Source organism: Leifsonia sp. 115AMFTsu3.1 (genome assembly GCF_004362795.1).
Taxonomy (GTDB): Bacteria; Actinomycetota; Actinomycetes; order Actinomycetales; family Microbacteriaceae; genus Leifsonia.
Map to the genome: position 1 here is coordinate 1,452,409 of NZ_SNYB01000002.1, position 21,245 is coordinate 1,473,653.

The window sequence follows — 21,245 nt, forward strand, 5'->3', positions numbered from 1 at the left end:
CTCGCCGCCCGCGGTACTCGTAGACTGGCCGCATGCGAATCGCGGTCACCGGAGGATCGGGCAAGCTCGGACGCACTGTCGTGCGCGAGCTGCGGAAGTCGGGAGACGTCGTCGTCTCCCTCGACGCGGTGGGGGAGCGCGGTCCTGGTTTCGTCCGCGTCGACCTCACCGACTACGGGCAGACGGTCGATGCGATCTTCGGCGTCAACGACAAGCACGACGGCTTCGACGCGATCGTGCACCTGGCGGCCATCCCGGCGCCGGGGATCCTGAGCGACGTCGCGACCTTCCACAACAACATCCGGGTCACGTACAACGTGTTCCAGGCCGCGCGCCGCGCGGGCATCCGGAATGTCGTCTACGCGTCGAGCGAGACCGTGCTGGGCCTGCCGTTCGACGTGCCGCCGCCGTACATCCCCGTCGACGAGGACTACCCGGCCCGGCCGGAGAGCACCTACTCTTTGGTGAAGCACCTCGAGGAGCAGATGGCGATCGAGCTGGTGCGCTGGGATCCTGCGCTGAAGATCGTGGCGCTGCGCTTCTCGAACGTGATGGACCCGGAGGACTACGCGGCATTCCCGGCGTTCGACGACGACCCGTGGGCGCGCAAGTGGAACCTGTGGGGCTACATCGACGCGCGGGACGGCGCCCAGGCCATCCGCCGCGCGCTGGAGTGGGACACGACCGGTTTCGACCGCTTCATCATCGCCGCCGCCGACACCGTGATGAGCCGCCCCAACGACGAGCTCGTCGCCGAGGTGTTCCCCGGTGTGCCGCTGAAGCGCGAGCTCGGCGTCAACGACACCCTCCTGTCGATCGACAAGGCCCGCCGCGTCCTCGGCTACGCCCCCACGCACTCCTGGCGCGACGAGGTCTGACCCGCCGTCGCGTCCGCCCTTCCTGAGATTTGCGCCAAATCTCGGTTATGGGGGCGTCAAAACCGCGATTTGGCGCAAATCTCGATCCGCGGCGCGGTTGTGGAGAACGCGCGCTGTCCACAGATCGGCGGGCTGCAGGGTCCTGCGGCGGGCGTGTTCGCCATGATGACGGGATGCGAACCCCACCACCCCTCCCACGACCGCTCGTCGGTGTCCCTTTCACTCTGTCGCAGGCACAACGGCACGGCGTGGACGCGTTGCGCTTGCGCGCCGGCGACATCCACCATCCGTTTCACGGCGTGAATCTGTCGTACGGTCCAGGTGAGCTGCAGGAGCTGTGTCGGGCGTACCTGCGCGTCATGCCGATGCATGCGTTCTTCAGTCACACCACGGCCGCTGAACTCCTCGGCATCCCGTTGCGGGCTGATGCGCCTCGTCGCCCCTTGCACGTGTCGGTGCTCTCTCCACGCACAGCCCCGCACGGTCGAGGGGTGACCGGGCACAGTCTGCGAGCGATCGAAGGGATGGACGTCAGCGGCCTTCCGGTGTCCGTGCCCGCTCATGTTTGGTGCCAGCTCTCCGGGATGCTCGGGCCGACCGATCTCGTCGCTGCCGGCGACCATCTCGTCGGCGCGCGAAACCGCCCTCCGATCGTCACGATCGATCAGTTGGCGGAGACATCCGCCCGCGTTCGCCGGACGAAAGGAGGCAAGGCGCGCGCCTGGGCTCTGTCCCGCATCCGGTTCGGAACCGACTCCCGCCCGGAGAGCTTGCTGCGCCTGTTCCTGGAGGAGCTCGGCATCACGGGCCTCAGGGTGAACGAGCCCGTCCTGGTTGCCGACGGCCGGGTCCTGCACCCGGACCTTGCACTTCCCGACCAGCGCATCGCGTTCGAGTACGACGGAGACGGACACCGGGTCGAGAGGCGCCAGTGGTTCCTCGACATCAAACGTCACGACCTTCTCGTGGCGGCAGGCTGGCGGGTGCTCAGGGTCACCGCCGACGACCTCTTCGCCGACCGCTCCGCGTTCGTCGAGCGCCTCCAACGATTTGCGCCAAATCTCGGTATTGCGACGCCTAAAACCGAGATTTGGCGCAAATCGTGAACGAGACGAGGGGTCAGTGGGCGAGGGAGAAGCCCTCGGTGCGGGGGTTGTCGCTGTAGATGCCGTCGATCACGTCCGCGAAGTCGGCGAGGATGACGTTGCGCTTGATGCTCATCTTGGGCGTCAGGTGGCCGCTCGCCTCGCTCAGCTCCGTCGCGAGCACCACGAACTTGCGGACGCTCTCGGCGCGCGAGACGCCGGCGTTGGCGTGGTCGATGGCGCGCTGGATCTCGGCGTGGACGGCCGGATTGACCGACGCCTCGGCGAGGGTCATGTCCTTGTCCTCGCCGTTGTTGGCGAGCCACGTGGGCAGCATTTCGGTGTCGAGGGTGATGAGGGCGGAGATGAACGGCTTCTGGTCGCCCACCACGATCACCTGGCTCACGAGCGGGTTCGAGCGGATGGGGTCCTCGAGCGCGGCGGGGGAGACGTTCTTGCCACCGGCCGTGACGATGATCTCCTTCTTGCGTCCGGTGATCGTGAGGAAGCCGTCCTCGTCGAACGAACCGAGGTCGCCGGTCTTGAACCAGCCGTCGTCGAACGCCGCAGCCGTCGCCTCCGGGTTCTTCCAGTACTCCTTGAAGACGTTGATGCCGCGCACCTCGATCTCGCCGTCGTCGGCGAGACGCAGGTCGACGCCCGGGAGCGCCGGTCCGACCGTGCCGATCCGGAACGTGTCCGGCCGGTTCACGGTCGCGGGCGCCGTGGTCTCGGTGAGCCCGTATCCTTCCAGGACCTTGATGCCGAGGCTGTGATAGAAGTGGCCGAGGTGCGACCCGAGCGGTGCGGAGCCCGACACCGCGAACTTCACGCGGCCGCCCATCGCGGCACGGAGCTTCGAATAGACCAGCCGGTCGTAAAGGGCGAACTTGAGCTTCAGTCCGAACGGCACCGAGCCCGCCTCGACGGCCTTCGAGTGCTCGACCGCGACCTCCGCGGCGGCACGGAAGATCTTGCCGCGGCCACCGGACTCCGCCTTCTGCTCGGCCGAGTTGTAGACCTTCTCGAAAACGCGCGGCACCGCCAGCAGGAACGTCGGCTTGAAGCTCGCCAGCGCAGGCAGCAGCTGCTTGGTGTCGGCCTGGTGGCCGACCTTGACGCCGCCGGTGACGCAGAGCACGGCGATGAAGCGGGCGAAGACGTGCGCGGTGGTGATGAAGAGCAGAGTGGATGCGCCACCCGGCTGCTGCACGACCTGCTTGAGGGCCTCGGCCGAGTTCCGCGAGAGCTCGACGAAGTTCGAGTGCGTGAGAACGCATCCCTTCGGCCGTCCGGTCGAGCCGGAGGTGTAGATCAGCGTGCCGATGTCGGAGCCCTTGGCGATGCGGCGGCGACGCTCGATCTCCTCGTCGGGCACGTCGACGCCAGCGGCGGCGAGCTTGTCGAGGTCGCCGAGGTGCAGCTGCCAGACGGTGCGGATGTCGGGGAGCTCGGGGTGCACCTCGTCGAAGCGCGCGTGCATCTCGGCGTTCTCCAGGAACACCGCCATCGCGCCGGAGTCGGACATGTTCCACTGGATCTGGGTGGGGGAGGACGTCTCGTAGATGGGAACGAGCACCGCGCCGGCGAACCACACGGCGAAGTCGATGAGAGTCCACTCGTATCGGGTCTTCGACATCAGCCCGATCTTGTCGCCGGGCTCGATGCCGGCGGCGACCAGGCCCTTGGCGAGGGCGATCACCTGGCGGTGGAACTCCGCCGCCGTGATGTCGCGCCAGCCGTCACCGTCCGGGAGGCTGAACAGCGGCTGGTCCGGCGTCTGCGCAACGCGGTCGACGAGCAGGTCGGTGGCGTTGGCGTCCGGGTCAGCCGGGACGATCGCGGGGGTAAGGATCTGTTTCACGGTAGCTCCCTCGATACCGGTGGGCGGGCGTGCGGCCGAATGGCTCGGGGCGATTCGGTTGATTACACTCTAGATGGTCCCGCCACGGCTCGCCCGAGACCCGGCTCGACCGCCCCTCTCCTCTCACCATCCCTCCAGGAAGGCCCCACGTGCACGCCATCGGCATCGACATCGGAGGGACCAAGATCGCCGGAGCCCTCGTCGACGAGCTCGGGACGATCGTCCGGGAGGATCGCGTCCCCACCGACGCGACACGTCCGGAGGAGATCGAGAACGCGGTCGTCGCGATGATCCAGCGCCTCAGCGACGGCCCGGAGGAGATCGCCGGTGCGGGAGTCGCCGCCGCCGGCTTCATCGACGCCGCTCAGTCGACCGTCTACTACGCGCCGAACATCAACTGGCGCCACGAGCCCTTCCGGGAGAAGCTCGAGCAGCGCATCGACATCCCCGTGATCATCGAGAACGACGCCAACGCGGCCGGTTGGGCGGAGTTCCGCTACGGCGCGGGCCGGCTGGTCTCCGACATGGTGGTCCTCACCATCGGAACCGGTGTGGGGGGTGCGATCGTCAGCAACGACCGCCTGTTCCGCGGCGGCTTCGGCGCGGGAGCCGAGATCGGCCACATGCGCGTCGTGCCCGGCGGGCTTCCCTGCGGCTGCGGCGCGCACGGCTGCATCGAGCAGTACGGCTCCGGTCGTGCTCTGCAGCGCATGGCGAACGAGCTCGCGGACGCGGGCGGGATCGGCCAGGGACTCGCGGATGTGCGCAGCCGGACCGGCGCGCTCACCGGGAACGACATCAGCGCCCTGATCACCGCGGGCGACCCGGGCGCACTCGCCGCCCTCCGCCAGCTCGGCGACTGGCTCGGGCAGGCGTGCGCGAGCCTCGGCGCCATCCTCGACCCGCAGCTCTTCGTCTTCGGAGGCGGCGTCGCCCAGGCGGGCGAGCTGCTGCTGGAGCCCATCCGGCTGGCGTACCTGGAGAACCTCCCGGCCCGCGGCTTCCACCCGGAGCCCGAGTTCGCGATCGCCGAGCTGGTGAACGACGCCGGGGTGGTCGGAGCGGCCGACCTGGCGCGACTGCACGCATCCTCGCTCTAGGGGCAGCGCGGGGATAGGCTTCGGTTCGATGTTCTACTGGCTGATGAAGTACGTGATCGTGGGACCGCTGCTGCGCGGTATCTTCCGGCCGTGGGTCGTCGGCCTCGAGAACATCCCCACCGACGGACCGGTCATCCTCGCGAGCAACCATCTGTCGTTCATCGACTCGATCTTCCTGCCGCTCGAGGTCGACCGGCACGTCTCCTTCCTCGCCAAGAGCGACTACTTCACCCGCAGGGGCCTGAAGGGATGGGCGACCAAGGCGTTCATGAACGCCACCGGCCAGCTCCCCATCGACCGCTCCGGCGGCAAGGCGTCGGAGGCGTCGCTCAACACCGGGCTCGCCGTACTCGCTCGTGGCGAGATCCTCGGCATCTACCCGGAGGGCACCCGCAGCCCGGACGGCAAGCTGTACCGCGGCCGAACGGGCGTCGCGCGGATGATCCTGGAGGCCGGCGTCCCGGTCGTCCCCGTCGCGATGGTGGATACGGCCAAGATCATGCCGATCGGCAAGCGGCTCCCGAAGATCGGGCGCATCGGCATCATCGTGGGGGAGCCGCTCGACTTCTCCCGGTTCGACGGGATGGAGGGCGACCGCTTCATCCTGCGCTCCGTCACCGACGAGATCATGTACGAGCTGCAGCGCCTCGGCGACCAGGAATACGTCGATGTCTACGCCAGCACGGTCAAGGAGAAGCGGGCGACGCTGTCACAGTAGGACGGCCGCATCGGCTTTCGCGATAGGCTCGGATATCCCATCCAAACCCCGAGTGAGCGGAAGACCAGTGCTACAGACCACAGAGCCCGTCGTGCGACCTGACGAGTCCGTGATCGAGGGCCTGGAGTATTGGCGCACGCTCCCGATCAAGCAGCAGCCGGCGTGGCCGGACCCGGAGGCCGCGGCTGCCGCGTCCGCCGAGATCGCCACCCTTCCGCCGCTGGTGTTCGCCGGCGAGGTCGACCAGCTGCGGACGCGGCTGGCCCGGGCCGCCGAGGGCAAGGCGTTCCTGCTGCAGGGCGGCGACTGCGCCGAGACGTTCGCCGGAGCGACGGCCGACGCCATCCGCAACCGCGTCAAGACGGTGCTGCAGATGGCCGTCGTGCTCACCTACGGCGCCTCCGTGCCCGTCATCAAGATGGGCCGCATGGCCGGGCAGTTCGCCAAGCCGCGCTCCAGCGACATCGAGACGCGCAACGGCGTCACGCTGCCGGCGTACCGCGGGGACATCGTCAACGGCTACGACTTCACGCCCGAGTCGCGCCAGGCCGATCCGCGCCGGCTGGTGCAGGGGTACCACACCGCCGCATCCACGCTGAACCTCATCCGCGCCTTCACCCAGGGTGGATTCGCCGACCTGCGCCAGGTGCACAGCTGGAACCGCGGCTTCGCCGCGAACCCGGCCAACCAGCGCTACGAGGGCCTCGCGCGCGAGATCGACCGCGCCATCAAGTTCATGGAGGCGGCGGGCGCCGACTTCGACGAGCTCACGCGGGTGGAGTTCTACTCCAGCCACGAGGCGCTGCTCATGGACTACGAGCGGCCGATGACGCGCATCGACTCCCGCACCGGCACGCCGTACAACACGTCGGCGCACTTCGTCTGGATCGGCGAGCGGACGCGTGAGCTGGACGGCGCACACGTCGACTTCCTGTCGCGCGTGCGCAACCCGATCGGCGTGAAGCTCGGGCCGACCACCTCCCGCGACGACATGCTGCGCCTCATCGACAAGCTGGACCCCGAGCGTGAGCCCGGCCGCCTGACCTTCATCACCCGGATGGGCGCCGGCAAGATCCGGGATGCCCTGCCGCCGCTGCTCGAGGCGATCAAGCGGTCGGACGCGAAGCCGCTGTGGGTCACCGACCCGATGCACGGCAACGGTCTCACCACGCCGACCGGCTACAAGACGCGCCGGTTCGACGACATCGTCGACGAGGTGAAGGGCTTCTTCGAGGCGCACCGTGCTGCCGGCACCAACCCGGGCGGCATCCACGTGGAGCTCACCGGCGACGACGTGACCGAGTGCCTGGGCGGTTCCGAGCACATCGACGAGGAGACGCTGGCGACGCGCTACGAGTCGCTCTGCGACCCCCGTCTGAATCACCAGCAGTCGCTGGAGCTGGCCTTCCTGGTCGCCGAGGAGCTCTCGGCCGCCGGTCGCTGATACCAGCTCGTCCGTCGCCGGTCCCGATGCTGAGTGGCATCGAGAATCGGCGACGGACTAGGTGCCGCCGCGAAGCGCGGTGGCCGGCTCGATACGTGCGGCCCGGAGGGCGGGATAGATACCGGCCGCCAAGCCGATGATGGTGCCGAGTGCGGGGGCGGCCAGCGCGATCCAGTTGTCCAGAGCCGGACTCCACCCCTGCGTCGCCGCGATCGCGACCACGGCGACCACGCCGAGCGCAGTGCCGGCCAGTCCTCCCATGATGCCGATGATTCCGGTTTCCACCATGAACTGAGAGCCGATGTTACGTGGTGTGGCGCCGAGAGCCCGCCGGAGCCCGATCTCGCCGGTGCGCTCCTTCACCGACAGGATGGTCACGTTGATGATTCCGAGTGCGCCCGCGAGCAGCGAGATGATGCCGAGCACGAGGAACGCCATGTTCGTATCAGCTTGCGCTTGGGCCGCGCGACCGGAGGCCGCGAGAACCCGCGATCGAAAATCCTCCGGTGCATTGGGCGACAAGGCGATGGGGGCTTGACGCTGGATGAGCCCGCCGAGACCGCGCTTCACCTTCAGGTGGAGTTCGTCGCCGGGAGGTGCGCGGAAGTCGGTCTGCGCCGTACTGTCAGGGATGATGACGCCGCCCAGCATGTCACGCCGCTGTTGGGTCTCCGTCAGTATCCCGATCACGGTGTACGGAAGGGCATCGATGAAGACCGTGGGCTGCCGGTCGAGTCGGGAAACCCCGAGGTCGGACGCCGCTGACTTCCCGAGGATTGCGACTCTGTCGGTTCGGGAACGGTGGCCGTGGTCGAATGTACGTCCGGCCCCGACGTGCGCTCCGACGGCCTCGAAGAGACCGGGACTCGCGGCGAATACCACCGGAGGCAGGGTGTCGGGGGCGGACGGATCGTTGACCGGGACCGTCGTGATGGCGGCGTCGCCCGTCGGTACCTCTGTGAGCACTCCGGCCGCGTCGACGCCGCGCAGTGCGAGGATACGATCTTCGGCATCGACAGGGAACACGGAGGTCGGGCGCGTGGTGCCGGACGAGTCCCGAGCGGTTTCGGGCGCGACGACGAAGTGAGTCGCCTGGGAGGGGTCGAGCTGCCTCCGCAGCTCGGCGTTCGTTGTCTGAGCCAGACCGTACGTCACCACGAGCGAACCGATGCCGAGCACGGTGCCGACGGTTGTCAACAGGAGTCGTCCCGGATGCCCCGTGAGCCCCCGAGTCGCCTCGGCGAAGAGGTCCTGGACCGTGAAGCGGTCGGGATCGGCGCGGCGGCGCTTTGTGCCCATCCGCGCTCCCGTTCTCATTGCTCCTCCACCCGTCCGTCGACGATATGGACGACGCGGGTCGCCCGCCGGGCGACCGCGGCGTCGTGGGTGATGACGACGACCGCCATGCCGTCGTCATTGAGCTGCTCGAAGAGCTCCATCACCCGCCGTGACGTCTGCTGATCGAGGTTTCCGGTCGGCTCGTCGGCGAGGAGGACCTTCGGTGAGGTGATGATCGCGCGCGCGACGGCGACGCGTTGCCGCTCACCGCCCGAGAGCGTGGCTGGGGTGAAGGTGGAGCGGTGGCTCAGCCCGACCTGTTCGATCGCGGTGAGGGCGCGCTCGAGACGGGACTCCCGCGGAACGCCGCTGTACAAAGTTGATAACAGCACGTTCTCGAGCACCGTGCGTTCAGGAAGCAGATGGAACGACTGGAAGACGAAACCGATGCTGCGCGCGCGAAGGGCGGCACGTCCGTTCTCGGTCAGATCGGTTGTTGGTACACCGTCGAACAGGTAACTGCCCGTCGTCGGTCGATCGAGCAGACCCAGCAGATTGAGCAGCGTCGATTTCCCCGAGCCGCTCGGCCCGACGATGGAGACGTAGGCGCTGGACTCGATACGGATTGTGGCAGCATGCAGAGCAGTGACCACGGGCGGCCCGGGGAACGATTTCGTCACGTCCACGAGCTCGATCACGGGCGCGCTCACCGTCCGACCACCACGCGGTCGGCCGCCGTGATCTTTCCGCTGATCTCGACGAGTCCCTCGGCCGCGAGGCCGGTCTCGACTGGTACGACACGGGTCTCGCGGCCCGTTGCAATTTCGATTCGGGTCTCGCCTCCCGGTCCGGCTGAAAGCGCGGCGGCCGGAACAACGAGTACCTTGCCGTCCGTCGCCGAGACCGGGATGTCGACCCGGACGCTCTGCCCGCGCAGTTGCTCGATCTGTTGCGGACGGGGAGAAGTCAGGGCGAGCGTCACATCCCAACGGGCTCCGGTCTTGTTTTTATCGCCGTCCTTGGCTGTCTGCGGAGTGACTGTGCCGACCACCGCATCCGTCTCCGACCCGTCCGCCAGTTCGACGGTCGCCTTCTGGCCGGCCCGGAGGAGTTTGGCGTCGGCGGAACCGGCTTCCGCGGTGATCGACAGCGTCGCGCCGGAGACGACGAGAGCCGCGCCGTCGAGGGTCTTCCCGCGCTCGGTTCGCACTTCGTCGACGCGGCGCGGAAGGGTCGGAAGGAATTGCACCTCGTTGGCGGGGAGAGGGGTGATGGCGGCCTGGCGTGCTGTCTCGAGGGCGGTTTGGGATGCCGACAGCTCCGTTCGAGCAGCAGCGACCGCGGCTGCTTCGGAAGCGGTGTCGGGCGCAGCTAGTGCGACATCCCGCTGCGTCTGGGCGAGGACCACCGCGTCTTCGGCGCGGGCAATGGCAGCGGGGTCGCCTGCGCTCCGCGCCGCAGCGAGCTCTCGCTGCGCTTCCTTGACTGCATTGTCGAGTTCGACGCGCCGAGCCTGGTCCGGTCCTTTGGCCGCAGCGGCGAGTTCGCGCTGCGCTGCAGCGAGTGCCTTTGCCGCTTCCGCCGCTGCGCCTTCTGCTGCCTCGAGTGCGCCCGCGGCTGCAGAGTCGACTGCGGGGGCGGCATATCCCGCCTTCTCATACATGGCCGCGACGGCAGCGGCTGTCGCCGCATCGTACGTGTCCGAGCTCCCGGGATCGAATCCGGATGCGCGGAGCGCCTCCTTCACCTGGACGACGTCCGGGCCCGAATTCCCCGCGCGCACCGTTCGGTATGCGGGCAGCGCACCCGGAAGGACGATTACCGGGCGTCCCGCGACTTCGAGGGCGACACTGAGCGCGTTGAGGGTGGCGCCGACATCGGGGACGGCGCCCGTGACAACGGCCGCGCCGTCCAGTTCTCCGGCGGCGACGGTCAGTTCGATCGCGTCGTCGAATGTTGCGTCACCGCGGAGCTTCACGGTATTCGTGAGCACCCGTGACTCGACGGGGACGGTGACCGGCCCTCCGTCAACGGAAGGCTCCGCACCCGGCGAGGAGAGTGCGCCCCCACCGACGTACCCGGCAAGAAGGCACGCGACCGAGGCGGCCGCTACGCCCCAGATCGGACGGTTCCCGCGGATCACCCGCGACCACCCCGCGACCGCGACGGGCTGGCGGTCGCGCCGGGTCATTTCCTGTTGCCATACGCGTCGACAAGCTGGTCCAGTTCCTCGCGATGGTCCGCGATGAACTTCTCTTCCAGTTCGAATTGCGCCTTCAGCGCGACCTGGGTGAGGTCGGACTTCTTGTCGCAGCGGAAGTCGGCAAGCGCGATGTCGATTTCCCATTCGCGGAATTTCGCCAGGTCCGCTTTCGAGGGGTCGACGGATTCTGCGCTGTTCACCTCGCCGTCCGTGGCGTTGTAGAGGTCTCCGTGCTTCTGGGATGCGAGTTCGAGGGCATCCGACTTCTTCTTCATCGTCGAGAATCCCGCATCCGCCATGCAACTGGCCCAGGTAGCCGTCGCGGCTTTGACAGCAGGCTGCTTCTCGGCCTTCGTCGTCAGCTCAGACATCGACTCCAGGAGTTGGGCGTACTTCTTGTCCTCCCAGAAGTCACCCTTCCCGCCGTTCGCTTCCCGGTAGGCCGTGTTCCAGCACCCCGCCGTTTTCGGGTCGAACGGCTTGCTGGCGTTGGTGGCCCCTTCCTCGGTTTCCGCGACACTCCCGTGAAGAGCTTCGTAATACGCCGCCTGTTGTGTGTCGGACAGCGACGCGACGTAGTCCTCATTGGGGTCGGCGGCGGCGGCGTCGTCTTTCTCACCGAGCGTGATCCCGTAGCCGTTCTTCGAGATCCAGTCCTCGCTCTCCCGGCTCTCCCCGTCGTCTTCCGCAGGCGCAGCGGCGGAGTTGTCGGTGGGGGTGTATTCGAAGCCCTGGTCGGTCATGCACTTCGCGATCAGGTTCTCGACCTTTCGCTCCAACTCGCGTCTGCCGTCGTCGCCCGTCGGACCGCTCAGAGGGCCGAGAATGGCGAAGAGCGGACTCTTTTCTCGGGTGAGTTCTGTCGCGGGCGTCGATGCGGTCGCGCAGCCGGACAGCCCCGTGGCGACGACGGCGACCGCGGCAATGCACGCTGCCAGGCCGCCGGTGCGGCGACTCGATCGGTGAGTGGTCATGTGTGGGTCCTTTGTTCACGGAAGGGAGGCGGTTCGCGGGCGTTCGGCCGCGTTTTTGCCGTTCCTTCGAGTACACCGGACCTGAGACACGATTGCGTCCTTCGCCGGATGGATTGACATCCATCGTTGGTACGAGAAATGCTACCTATCTATGCGACATTGCATACGCGTTCCGCGCGGCTCGGGAGTCGGCGCGCCGACGCGCGGCCCGGACGTCGGCGCGCCGACGCGCTCGCTCCGACCGCGGGCTCAGAAGCCGGCGAAGTTGACCGTGATGGTGGAGCCCTTGGGCGCCTGAGTCCCGCCGGCCGGCGACACCTTCGACACGACGAACGCGTTCGGTGCGACGTCGGCGATGGCGCTGTACTTGAGCTTGAAGCCGGCGTCGGTGAGCGCCTTCTTGGCCACATCCCAGGTCTTGCCGGCGACATCCGGGATGGTGACGGGCTCCGGCCCCTTCGACGTCTCCAGCAGCAGGGTGTCGCCGGGGCGCACGGGCTCGTGCTGCGGCTGCGCGGAGATCACGTCGCCCTCCTCGACCGTGTCGCTGTAGCTCTGCGGGCCGGCGGAGGTGAGGAGCTTGACCTTGCTCAGGATGGCCGTGGCGTCCTCCACGGACTTGCCGGCGACATCCGGGATGGCGCCGACCGAGACGACGAGGTTCACCGACGCGGCCTCGAAGTAGCTGCCGCCGCCGGAGATGTCCGCGCCGTTGTCGGCGCGGGTCGCCGAGATGACGGTGTTGGCGGGCACCTTGGCATCGAACTGCTCGGCGACCGTGCCGACCTTCGCCCCGACGCCGGTGATGGCGCTCTTGGCGGTGTCGATCGTCGTGCCGGCGAGCGGCGGGATGGTCACGGGCTTCGGCCCCTGCGAGACACGCAGCGTCACCGTGCTGCCGCGCCCCGCGGGCACGCCGGCTCCCGGGTCGGTGCTCGACACCATCCCGGCCGCGACGGTCGTGCTGTACTCAGGTGCCTGCGCCGTCTTGAAGCCGAGCTTCTGCAGCTGCGACACCGCCGCATCCGGCGCCTTGTTGACGACGTTCGGGATGGCGACCAGCGAACCAGGGCCCGCCCCGAAGTACCAGCCGGTGCCGGCCGCGACGCCGGCGAGCACGAGGACGAGCGCGAACAGCCACCAGCCCTTCGAGCGGCGCTTGGCGGCGGCGGCGGTGAGGGTCGTCGCCGCGGCCGGCGTGCTGGACGCGACCTGCTGGCGGATCGCCGGGTTGATGATCTGAGTGTCGCCCTGGTCGATCTCGTACGCGGGCGGCAGCACCATCGTCGGCTGCAGAACGGCCTCGCCGCGGAGCGCCTTCTCGGCCTCCAGCAGGCGGTCGAGCATCTCTCGCGCGTCGCGCGGCCGTCGGTCCGGGTCCTTCTCCGTCGCCCAGAGGACGAGCTCATCCAGCTCGGCGGGCACGGCCGGGTTCTTGCTGCTCGGCGCCGGCACGGCGTCGTTCGCGTGCTGGTAGGCGATCTGCATCGGCTGCTCGCCCTGGAAGGGCTGCTGGCCGGTGAGCATCTCGTACATCATGATGCCGAGCGCGTAGATGTCGCTTCGGGCGTCGGCGACGCCGCGGGTGACGAGCTCGGGGGAGAGGTAGGCGATCGTGCCCAGCAGCGCCTGGCCGGTGGCCGTGTTGGCGCTGGCCGCACGAGCGAGACCGAAGTCGCCGATCTTGATGCGCCCGTCGTCGGCGAGCAGCACGTTCTCCGGCTTGAGGTCGCGGTGGACGATGCCCGCCTTGTGCGCAGCGGCGAGGCCGGAGAGCACCGCCTCCATGATGTCGATGGTCTGCTCGGGCGTCAGCTTGCCGTAGTCCTTGAGCAGGTCGCGCAGGGTGATGCCGGGCAGGTACTCCATGACCAGGTAGGCCATGTCGGAGTCCTGGCCCTGATCGAAGACGTTGACCACGTTGGGATGCGCGAGCCGGGCGGCCGAGCGGGCCTCCTGCACGAAGCGGCTCTTGAACGTGGAGTCGTCGGCGAGGTGGCCGTGCATGATCTTGATCGCGACGCGGCGCTCGAGGCGCAGGTCGGTCGCGAGGTACACCGTGGCCATGCCGCCTCGGGCGATCCGCGAGCGCACCTGATAGCGGCCGTCGATGAGACGGCCGATCATCGGGTCGGTCTGGCTCGTGGTCACGGATCGAGTCTAGGGAACGAGCCGGGCGAGAACCCTGCAAAACACCGGTGGACACGGTGGCTGTGATCGGGCTGTGACATTCCGGCTCAGCCGAGCTGGGCCAGCCAGGTGCGCGCCGACGTCTCCCACTTGGCGTAGGCGTCGGGGAACGCCGAGATCTGCACGGCCTGCGCGGCCTGCGTCACGCTCATCCGCGTCCATCCGGGGATGTCGAGGAGGCCACGGGTGCGGCCGGCGTTGGGGTTCCCCGCTCCGCCGTAGAAGGCGAGCGTCGCGCGTGTCGGGTCGAGCACCTGCTCCGGCGTGCCCCATCCGGTGCTCGGCCGCTGCTGGAACAGCCCGAGGGAGTCGCGGTCGCCATAGCGGACATTGCGGAGGCCGGATTCCTGTGCGGCCGCGGCGAGGGCGATGACGATGCCCTGGTCCGGGACGCCCTGCTGGCGGCCGATGCGGATGATCAGCTGGGCATTCGCGCGCATCTCGTCGGTGAGGGCGACCACCTGACCGGCGGACGCGGTCGGCAGCGGTGCCGGCGCGGCGACGGGGGCCGGAGCGGCGACGGGCGCCGGTGCGGGTGCGTTGAGCGCGGCGGTGGTCATGCCCGGGATGCGGATCTTCTGCCCGGGGAAGATCAGGCTGGAGGTGCTCAGGCCGTTCGCAGCCAGCACCGCGCGGGTGGTGACGCCGAAACGGCCGGCGATGCCGCTGATCGTGTCGCCGCGCACCACGGAGTACACCGTGGCACTGGGAGCCGGCGCGGGAGCCGCGGGAGCCGGGGCGGGCGCGGGTGCGGCCTGCGCGAGGGCGAGCACCTGGCCCGGGAAGATCAGGCTCTTCCAGCTCAGGCCGTTCATCGCGAGGACGGCTGCGGTCGAGAGTCCGAACCGCGCCGCGATGCCGGAGATGGTGTCGCCCGACTGCACGCGGTAGGTCGCGGGTGCTGCCGCGACGGAGGTGAGCGGAGCGGACGTACTCGACGTCGATCCGCTGGGCGTCATCCCGATGGTGCTGCCGAGCGCGGCGCGCTCGAGAGGACTGATCTCGCCGGTGTCGCCGGAGTGGTCGGTCGCGCGGTCCTCCTGGGGCGCCGCCTGTGCGGGCGTGACCAGGTTCAGGGTCACCGCGAGCGAGCTCGCGACCGCGATCGGGACGGTGCCCAGGATGCTGCGCGATCTGCCGGTGTCTGCCAGAGCCATGTGACCCCCTCTTCGAGTGACACGTCGCCCATCACGCTGACACACAAGGAGAGAGGAGTCAACAGGAGTGACGGATGTGACACGGGTTTACATGATCGTAACAATTACTCCCGCTTCTCGCCGGACGGCAATCCGTGGCACGCTGGTGGGGTGACCGAGCACGTCCAGACCACCGAGTGGTTGACCGTACCCGACCTCGTCGAGCTGATGGGACTGAGCGTGAGCCGCGTCCGTCGGCTCATCGAGGACCGCCACCTGGGAGCCAAGCGCGTCGACGGCGTGCTCAAGGTGCCCGCGTCCTTCCTCAAGGACGGCCAGCCGCTCAGCGAGCTGCGGGGAACCCTGATCGTCCTGGCGGACGACGGCTTCAGCGACGACGAGTCGGTGGATTGGCTGCTGACGGAGGAGGAGAGCCTCGGCACATCGCCGATCGAGGCTCTGCGCGCCGGCCGCAAGGCCGAGGTGCGCCGCGTGGCCCAAGCGCTGGCCTGAATCGCTCCCGGCTCAGGGATGGTGCCTACGCGCTCCGACGTGTGACCGCGACCGCGAGCTCGCGGAGCTGCCCTTTCGCCGCCGCCCCGAGCGGCGCCGCATCCAACGCCTCGATGGCGCGCGCGACGTTGTCGGCGATCATCCGCTCCACCGTGTCGACGGCCCCGGACTCCCGGATGGTCAGCTGCATCGTCCTGATCTGCTCCGGCGTGAGCTCCGGGTCGCCGAGCAGTTCGTCCAGGGCAGCACGCGCGCCCGACGGGATGGCCTGGCGCGTGAGCGCGATGAGGACCGTCCGCTTGCCCTCGCGGAGGTCGTCTCCGCTGGGCTTACCCGTCACGTCGGCGTCTCCGAAGACGCCGAGCAGGTCGTCGCGCAGCTGGTAGGCGATGCCGAGGGGGAGCCCGAACGCCCGGAGCGACTCCAGCTGGCCGACGGTCGCTCCCGCCAGGCTCGCGCCGATGAGCAGAGGGGACTCGATCGAGTACTTGGCCGACTTGTAGACGATGACGCGCTCGGCGCGCTCCAGCTGCTCCGAGTCGGGGCGGCCGGACCAGCCGATCTCCTCGAAGATGTCGAGGTACTGGCCCGCCGTGACGTCGATCCGCATCCGGTTGAACTCCGCCCGCGTCGCCCGCCGGGCCGGTGCGCTCACCAGCTGGGTGAGCCCCTCGTCGAACAGCTCGTCGCTGAGGATGAGCAGCAGGTCGCCCAGGAGGGTCGCCGCGCCCGTGCCGAAAGTCGCGCCGGAACCGCCCCATCCCTCGTTCTCGTGGAGGTGCTCGAAGCGCTTGTGGGCGGCCGGCTTGCCGCGCCGGGTGTCCGAGTTGTCGATGAGGTCGTCGTGGACGAGCGCGGCGGCGTGGAACAGCTCGAGGGCGCTGGCGACGGAGACCACGGCGTCGAGGGCGCCGCCGGCCGTGACGGCGCCACTGTCCGACCCGTCGTCGCCCTCGTCTCCTGCGGTGCGGACGGCCTGCCATCCCCAGAAGCAGAACAGGGCGCGGAAGCGCTTGCCGCCGCTGAGAAATTCCCTTGAGAACGCCGCTACGGGAGAGAGCTCGTCGGCGATCGAGACGAGAATGGAGGCACGCGCATCGAAGAATCCATCGATTCTTGACTGGATGAGGTCGACGAATCGGATGCTTTCAGACACACGCCTAGCCTAGCCAGACACGTGAGGTCTAGAATCGACCTCACTGAAGCCTCGAACCCGCGAGAAAGAGGGGGAATCGGATGCCGCTTTCGGAACACGAGCAGCGCCTCCTCGAAGAGATGGAACGCAGTCTCTATCAGAACGACGCAGATTTCGTCGCGAAGGTCGGGGGCAAGCGGGCACGTCCCGCCTACCGGTCGATCGTGCTCGGCATCCTGCTCGCCGTCGTGGGCGTCGGCGTACTGATCGCCGGGGTCTACTACCAGCAGCCGATCGTCGGGATCCTGGGCTTCGTCGTGATGTTCGCGGGCGTCCTCGTGTCCATCGCGCCGGGTAAGCGCGTCGCGGTCGAGCCGGGCGCCGCCGAGCCGAAGAAGGCGAAGGCGCGCGGCGGTCAGACAGGCTTCATGGACCGCATGAACGACCGCTGGGACAAGCGCAACGACGGCGGCGAGGGCTAACCCTCCACTCCGCTCCACACGTTCTTCGACGAAGGGCCGATCTTCTGATCGGCCCTTTTTTGTTGCTCCAGGAGCCGCCTGATCGCTCCACTTTCCTCCACCCGCGAGTTCCGCGTCTTTCCGGGCCTTGACGTACCCACTTCGGGGCAATCTGTCCTCAATGCGAGATTTTGTGGATGGAAGTGGAGTAAAGTGGAGCCACACCGCAACCTGGGCCGGGAGAGTGGGGGTGGCAGCCGATGTTCCTCGGTACGCATGCCCCCAAGCTGGACGAGAAGGGGCGCATCATCCTGCCGGCGAAATTCCGGGATGAGCTCGCGTCCGGCCTCGTCCTCACCCGTGGCCAGGAGCACTGCGTCTACGTCTTCTCGCAGCGCGAGTTCGAATCGCTCCACGAGAAGATCCGCCAGGCGCCGGTGACGAGCAAGCAGGCCCGTGACTATCTGCGCGTCTTCCTCTCGGGGGCGAGCGCAGAGGTCCCGGACAAGCAGAACCGGGTGACCATCCCGTCCGCGCTCCGCTCGTATGCGGGACTCGATCGCGACCTCGTCGTGATCGGCGCCGGCAGCCGCGCGGAGATCTGGGACGCCCAGGCCTGGGAGACCTACCTGGCCGAGCAGGAAGCAGCATTCGCCAACACGGAGGAGGAGGTGATCCCGGGACTCTTCTGAGCCCGCGTCCCTGGCGCCGGACTCCCAGCCATACGCCCTGACACCACTTCCCCGGTGCCAGGTCGGAATGGATGGGGATCCGGGATCAGGGGCAGGCGACTCGTCCCGAACGACCATGGCCGACTCCGACGACACCTCCCCCATCCACACTCCGGTCCTCCTGGAGCGCTGCATCGAGCTGCTCGGCCCCGCGCTGACGCGGCCCGGCGCCGTCTTCGTCGACGCGACGCTCGGGATGGGCGGCCACTCCGCCGGCATCCTCGAGCGCTTCCCGGACGTCACGCTGGTCGGGCTCGACCGCGACCCCGAGGCGCTGGCGATCGCGGGGGAGCGCCTGGAGCGTTTCGGTGACCGCGTGCACCTCGTCCACACGGTGTACGACGGCATCCGCGAGGCCATCGAGGGGCTCGGCTTCGAGGCGGTCGACGGCGTGCTGTTCGACCTCGGCGTCTCCTCCCTCCAGCTCGACCGGGTGGAGCGCGGCTTCTCCTATTCGAAGGACGCGCCGCTCGACATGCGGATGGACGGCACGAGCGAGCTCACCGCCGCGACGGTCCTGGCGGAGTACTCCGAGGCCGACCTGCGGCGCATCTTCCGCGAGTACGGCGAAGAGAAGCTCGCGGGCCGCTACGCCTCCCGGATCGTGGAGTCGCGCGAGCGCGAGCCTCTGGTGCGCTCCGGCCAGCTGGTCGACCTCATCATCAAGGCGACTCCGGTGGCCCTGCAGCGGCAGGGGCATCCCGCCAAGCGCGTCTTCCAGGCTCTGCGCATCGAGGTCAACCAGGAGCTGGCGGTGCTGCAGCGGGCGATCCCTGCGGCCATCGACTCCCTGTCGGTGGGCGGGCGCATCGTCGTGGAGGCGTATCAGTCGCTCGAGGACCGCATCGTGAAGCGCGAGCTGCAGGCCCGCTCCACGTCGAGCGCTCCGGCGGGACTGCCCGTCGAGCTCCCCGAGCACCGGCCGGAGCTGAAGCTCCTCATCCGCGGTGCGGAACTGGCCGACGACGACGAGAAGGCCGCCAACCCGAGGGCCACCCCGGTGCGCCTGCGGGCGGCCGAGCGGGTGCGCCCGGCGAGCGGCGCATCCCACAGCACAGACGAGACGAGGAGGCGGTCGTGAGCGGCAATCTGGCAGAGGCGGCCCCGGTCACCGGGCGCAGACGTCCCGCGACACTGCGCCCCGCGGCGCTCTGGCGCGGCGGCGCCCTCCCCGCACCGGTGGAGGAGCCGAAGCGGACCCACCTCGAGGTCGTCCCGACCCGGTCCCAGCGACGTGCACGCCCTCGCGCCCTGTACGCGGGGATCGCGGTCGCCACGCTGCTCGCGGTCGTGGTGGCCCAGCTCCTCCTCAGCATCGGAATCTCGCAGGGCGCCTACCAGCTGCAGACGCTGGAGTCGAAGCAGACCGAGCTGCAGCGTTCGTACCAGGCGGTGTCGGAGGACCTCAACCGGGTCGCGTCGCCGCAGAATCTGGCCGCGAACGCCAACGCGCTCGGGATGGTCAGCAACAGCAACCCCGCCTACCTGCGCCTCTCCGACGGAGCGGTGCTGGGGGCGCCGCTGCCGGCGAGCGGGGCCGCGGGCACGGTCACCGGCACGCAGGGCAACCTCGTCCCGAACGCACTGCTCGCGGGCGTCTCGCTGGTGACGCAGCCGCAGCAGACGGCGAATCCGTCCCCAGCGGCGGGGCAGGCTGGGAATTCCACAACTTCGGGTGGGGCTACCGGATCCGGGGCCGCGCCGACCGTACCGTTGCAGGGAGCGTTGCCGACTCCGGTGACGCACTGACGACGGGACGGATGCGGGGCATGGTCAGCAAGAAGATGCTGCGGCGGCGGACCGCCATGACGGTCCTCGCCGTCGCAGCGACCGTCGGCATCCTCGGCGCCAAGCTGGTCGACATCCAGGTGGTCCGGGCGGATGCGCTGCAGAAGCAGTCGGTGACCGCCAAGGAGGTGTCGACGCCGCTGCTGGGCAACCGCGGCGACATCATCGACAGTGACGGCACGGTGCTGGCCACCACGATCTACACGTACACGGCTGCGGCCTCGCCGAAGGATGCGATCGCCGGCGGCCGGGCGAAGATGGTCGAGGCGGCCGCGAAGATCGGTGCGATCACCGGCCAGGGCGGCGATGCCGTCGTCGCGCTTCTCGACGCGGCGCTCAAAGAGAATCCGAAGTCGCAGTACGTCCTCATCAAGGCCGGTATGGATGTCGGGACGTTCGACAAGCTCGACAAGCTCCCGTACCCGTGGCTCACCTTCACCAAGAAGCAGGCCCGCAGCTACCCGAACGGCGCCGTCGCGGGCAACCTGCTCGGCTACCTCTCTCAGGGCGGCGACGCGGGGCTGGAGGCCAGCGAGAACGGCTGTCTGGCAGGGGAGAACGGCGAGGAGACCTACCAGCGCGGAGCCGACGGCGTCGCCATCCCGGGCAGCACCGTGGTGCAGAAGGAGGCGAAGGACGGCGGCACGCTCAAGCTGACGATCGACTCGGATCTCCAATGGTTCGCGCAGCAGACCCTCGCGCAGCAGGTCGCCGCGACAGGCTCCAAGTTCGGCTTCGTGACCGTGGCGGAGGCGAAGACGGGGAAGATCAAGGCGATCGCGCAGGTGCCGTCGCTCGACCCCAACAACATCGATGCGACGGACCCGTCGTTCTGGCGGCTTCAGCCGCTCACCGACCCGCGGGAGCCGGGCTCCACCTTCAAGGCGCTGACCGCCGCGATGCTCATCGACCAGGGCAAGGCGACGCCGACCTCGCAGGTGCTCGCCCCGTACTCCTGGCAGTCCGGCAACGGGGCCGACCTGCACGACTCGGGATTCCACGCACCGCTCCGGCTCACGCTCACCGGCGTGCTCATGATGTCGTCGAACACCGGCATGTCGCAGCTGGGCCGCGCGCTCAGCGACCAGACGCGGTACGACTACCTGAAGAAGTTCGGGATCGGCGATCCGACCGGTCTGCCGTACCCCGACGAGTCCGCCGGCGAGCTCCACCCGGTCAAGGACTGGGACGACCAGACCAAGTACGCGACGATGTTCGGCCAGGGCGTCTCGGCGACCCAGCTGCAGATGGTCGGGGCGTACCAGGCGCTCGCCAATGGCGGCACCCGCATCCCGCTGTCCCTGGTCGAGGGATGCGAGCACCCGGACGGCTCGGTGACGGACATCCCGGACAGCAAGCCGACGCCGGTCGTATCCGCTCAGGCGGCGGCCACGACGCTCGGGATGATGGAGTCCGTCGTCACCGACGGCGAGCTGAAGAAGCAGCTCCAGATCCCCGGGTACCGCATCGCCGCGAAGACCGGAACGGCCCAGCAGCCGGACGGCAAGGGCGGGTACCTGCCGTCGTACTACGTGTCGGTCATGGGCGTCGCGCCGGTGGACGATCCGCAGTACGTCGTTTCGGTCAACCTCGGGTTCCCGACTACCATTACTTCGTCGGCAGCCGCCGCTCCGCTGTTCCACACGATCATGAGTCAGGTGCTGAAGACCTACCGGGTGAAGCCCTCCACGTCGAGCCCGGCGGACTATCCGCCCTACTACTAGAAACACCGTCTACTGAAAGTGAG

General features: G+C 68.6%; 19 protein-coding genes. 11 read left to right on the plus strand and 8 right to left on the minus strand.

What is annotated here, in order from left to right; genetic code table 11:
- Positions 1–32: 32 nt before the first annotated feature.
- Together AXZ95_RS18020 and AXZ95_RS18025 are read left to right on the plus strand one after the other, a co-directional pair.
- Positions 33–878, plus strand: a complete 846-nt coding sequence (locus AXZ95_RS18020; RefSeq protein WP_018191389.1) for an NAD(P)-dependent oxidoreductase — start codon at positions 33–35, stop codon at positions 876–878.
- A gap of 248 nt (positions 879–1,126) precedes the next feature.
- Positions 1,127–1,984, plus strand: coding sequence for a hypothetical protein (locus AXZ95_RS18025; protein ID WP_018191388.1), 858 nt, complete (start codon positions 1,127–1,129; stop codon positions 1,982–1,984).
- A gap of 13 nt (positions 1,985–1,997) precedes the next feature.
- Here the strand turns inward: AXZ95_RS18025 and AXZ95_RS18030 are convergent, their stop codons facing one another.
- Positions 1,998–3,827, minus strand: coding sequence for an AMP-dependent synthetase/ligase (locus AXZ95_RS18030; protein WP_018191387.1), 1,830 nt, complete (start codon positions 3,825–3,827; stop codon positions 1,998–2,000).
- A gap of 149 nt (positions 3,828–3,976) precedes the next feature.
- Between AXZ95_RS18030 and AXZ95_RS18035 the strand changes: the two genes are divergently transcribed.
- The 3 genes from AXZ95_RS18035 (at position 3,977) to AXZ95_RS18045 (ending at position 7,089) form a co-directional block, all read left to right on the plus strand.
- Positions 3,977–4,927 carry an ROK family glucokinase gene (locus AXZ95_RS18035; protein ID WP_018191386.1) on the plus strand — a complete coding sequence of 317 codons (951 nt, stop codon included), beginning with the start codon at positions 3,977–3,979 and terminating at the stop codon, positions 4,925–4,927.
- 28 nt (positions 4,928–4,955) lie between these two features.
- Positions 4,956–5,645 (plus strand): lysophospholipid acyltransferase family protein, encoded by a 690-nt coding sequence (locus AXZ95_RS18040; protein ID WP_018191385.1) that lies wholly within the window; start codon positions 4,956–4,958, stop codon positions 5,643–5,645.
- Positions 5,646–5,754: 109 nt separating this feature from the next.
- Positions 5,755–7,089 (plus strand): 3-deoxy-7-phosphoheptulonate synthase class II, encoded by a 1,335-nt coding sequence (locus AXZ95_RS18045; protein WP_018191384.1) that lies wholly within the window; start codon positions 5,755–5,757, stop codon positions 7,087–7,089.
- Between the two features lie 57 nt (positions 7,090–7,146).
- Here AXZ95_RS18045 and AXZ95_RS18050 read toward each other — a convergent pair whose 3' ends face one another.
- From AXZ95_RS18050 to AXZ95_RS18075, 6 genes are all read right to left on the minus strand, one after another.
- Entirely contained in the window at positions 7,147–8,388 is a 1,242-nt protein-coding gene (locus AXZ95_RS18050; protein WP_018191383.1) for an ABC transporter permease, read from the minus strand.
- Positions 8,389–8,402: 14 nt separating this feature from the next.
- On the minus strand, positions 8,403–9,077 hold the full coding sequence (locus AXZ95_RS18055; RefSeq protein WP_018191382.1) for an ABC transporter ATP-binding protein: 675 nt from the start codon (positions 9,075–9,077) through the stop codon (positions 8,403–8,405).
- Complete coding sequence (locus AXZ95_RS18060) at positions 9,074–10,360, minus strand: hypothetical protein (protein ID WP_231374441.1); 1,287 nt, start codon at positions 10,358–10,360, stop codon at positions 9,074–9,076. Before AXZ95_RS18060 ends, AXZ95_RS18055 begins: the two co-directional genes overlap by 4 nt.
- A 194-nt stretch (positions 10,361–10,554) precedes the next feature.
- Entirely contained in the window at positions 10,555–11,544 is a 990-nt protein-coding gene (locus AXZ95_RS18065) for a hypothetical protein (protein ID WP_018191380.1), read from the minus strand.
- 249 nt (positions 11,545–11,793) lie between these two features.
- Positions 11,794–13,695, minus strand: a complete 1,902-nt coding sequence (gene pknB, locus AXZ95_RS18070) for a Stk1 family PASTA domain-containing Ser/Thr kinase (RefSeq protein WP_018191379.1) — start codon at positions 13,693–13,695, stop codon at positions 11,794–11,796.
- An 86-nt stretch (positions 13,696–13,781) separates the two neighbouring features.
- Entirely contained in the window at positions 13,782–14,891 is a 1,110-nt protein-coding gene (locus AXZ95_RS18075; RefSeq protein WP_018191378.1) for a LysM domain-containing protein, read from the minus strand.
- A gap of 150 nt (positions 14,892–15,041) precedes the next feature.
- Between AXZ95_RS18075 and AXZ95_RS18080 the strand changes: the two genes are divergently transcribed.
- Positions 15,042–15,383, plus strand: a complete 342-nt coding sequence (locus AXZ95_RS18080) for an Rv2175c family DNA-binding protein (RefSeq protein WP_018191377.1) — start codon at positions 15,042–15,044, stop codon at positions 15,381–15,383.
- A gap of 25 nt (positions 15,384–15,408) precedes the next feature.
- On the opposite strand, the gene AXZ95_RS18085 is transcribed toward AXZ95_RS18080, so the two are convergent.
- Entirely contained in the window at positions 15,409–16,539 is a 1,131-nt protein-coding gene (locus AXZ95_RS18085) for a polyprenyl synthetase family protein (protein WP_018191376.1), read from the minus strand.
- 80 nt (positions 16,540–16,619) lie between these two features.
- Here AXZ95_RS18085 and AXZ95_RS18090 point away from each other — a divergent pair, with 80 nt between their 5' ends.
- The 5 genes from AXZ95_RS18090 to AXZ95_RS18110 all read left to right on the plus strand — a co-directional run bounded on the left by AXZ95_RS18090 (position 16,620) and on the right by AXZ95_RS18110 (position 21,222).
- On the plus strand, positions 16,620–17,000 hold the full coding sequence (locus tag AXZ95_RS18090; RefSeq protein WP_018191375.1) for a DUF3040 domain-containing protein: 381 nt from the start codon (positions 16,620–16,622) through the stop codon (positions 16,998–17,000).
- 239 nt (positions 17,001–17,239) lie between these two features.
- A complete protein-coding gene (gene mraZ / locus AXZ95_RS18095; RefSeq protein WP_018191374.1) occupies positions 17,240–17,671 on the plus strand; it encodes a division/cell wall cluster transcriptional repressor MraZ in 432 nt (143 codons plus the stop codon).
- Between the two features lie 115 nt (positions 17,672–17,786).
- The gene (rsmH, locus tag AXZ95_RS18100) at positions 17,787–18,791 is read left to right on the plus strand and encodes a 16S rRNA (cytosine(1402)-N(4))-methyltransferase RsmH (RefSeq protein ID WP_018191373.1); all 1,005 of its coding nucleotides are present in this window, start codon (positions 17,787–17,789) and stop codon (positions 18,789–18,791) included.
- The gene (locus AXZ95_RS18105) at positions 18,788–19,459 is read left to right on the plus strand and encodes a hypothetical protein (protein ID WP_018191372.1); all 672 of its coding nucleotides are present in this window, start codon (positions 18,788–18,790) and stop codon (positions 19,457–19,459) included. The genes rsmH and AXZ95_RS18105 overlap by 4 nt, the downstream gene beginning before the upstream one ends.
- Before the next feature lie 20 nt (positions 19,460–19,479).
- Positions 19,480–21,222: a penicillin-binding protein 2 gene (locus AXZ95_RS18110; protein ID WP_018191371.1), complete on the plus strand. Its 1,743-nt coding sequence runs from the start codon at positions 19,480–19,482 to the stop codon at positions 21,220–21,222.
- Positions 21,223–21,245: the final 23 nt, after the last annotated feature.

Coding starts and splice junctions, on each gene's coding strand:
- AXZ95_RS18065 (WP_018191380.1), bottom strand. CDS start 11,544: ATGACCACTCACCGATCGAGTCGCCGCACCGGCGGCCTGGCAGCGTGC.
- AXZ95_RS18075 (WP_018191378.1), bottom strand. CDS start 14,891: ATGGCTCTGGCAGACACCGGCAGATCGCGCAGCATCCTGGGCACCGTC.
- AXZ95_RS18020 (WP_018191389.1), top strand. CDS start 33: ATGCGAATCGCGGTCACCGGAGGATCGGGCAAGCTCGGACGCACTGTC.
- AXZ95_RS18050 (WP_018191383.1), bottom strand. CDS start 8,388: ATGGGCACAAAGCGCCGCCGCGCCGATCCCGACCGCTTCACGGTCCAG.
- AXZ95_RS18090 (WP_018191375.1), top strand. CDS start 16,620: ATGCCGCTTTCGGAACACGAGCAGCGCCTCCTCGAAGAGATGGAACGC.
- AXZ95_RS18040 (WP_018191385.1), top strand. CDS start 4,956: ATGTTCTACTGGCTGATGAAGTACGTGATCGTGGGACCGCTGCTGCGC.
- AXZ95_RS18110 (WP_018191371.1), top strand. CDS start 19,480: ATGGTCAGCAAGAAGATGCTGCGGCGGCGGACCGCCATGACGGTCCTC.
- rsmH (WP_018191373.1), top strand. CDS start 17,787: ATGGCCGACTCCGACGACACCTCCCCCATCCACACTCCGGTCCTCCTG.
- mraZ (WP_018191374.1), top strand. CDS start 17,240: ATGTTCCTCGGTACGCATGCCCCCAAGCTGGACGAGAAGGGGCGCATC.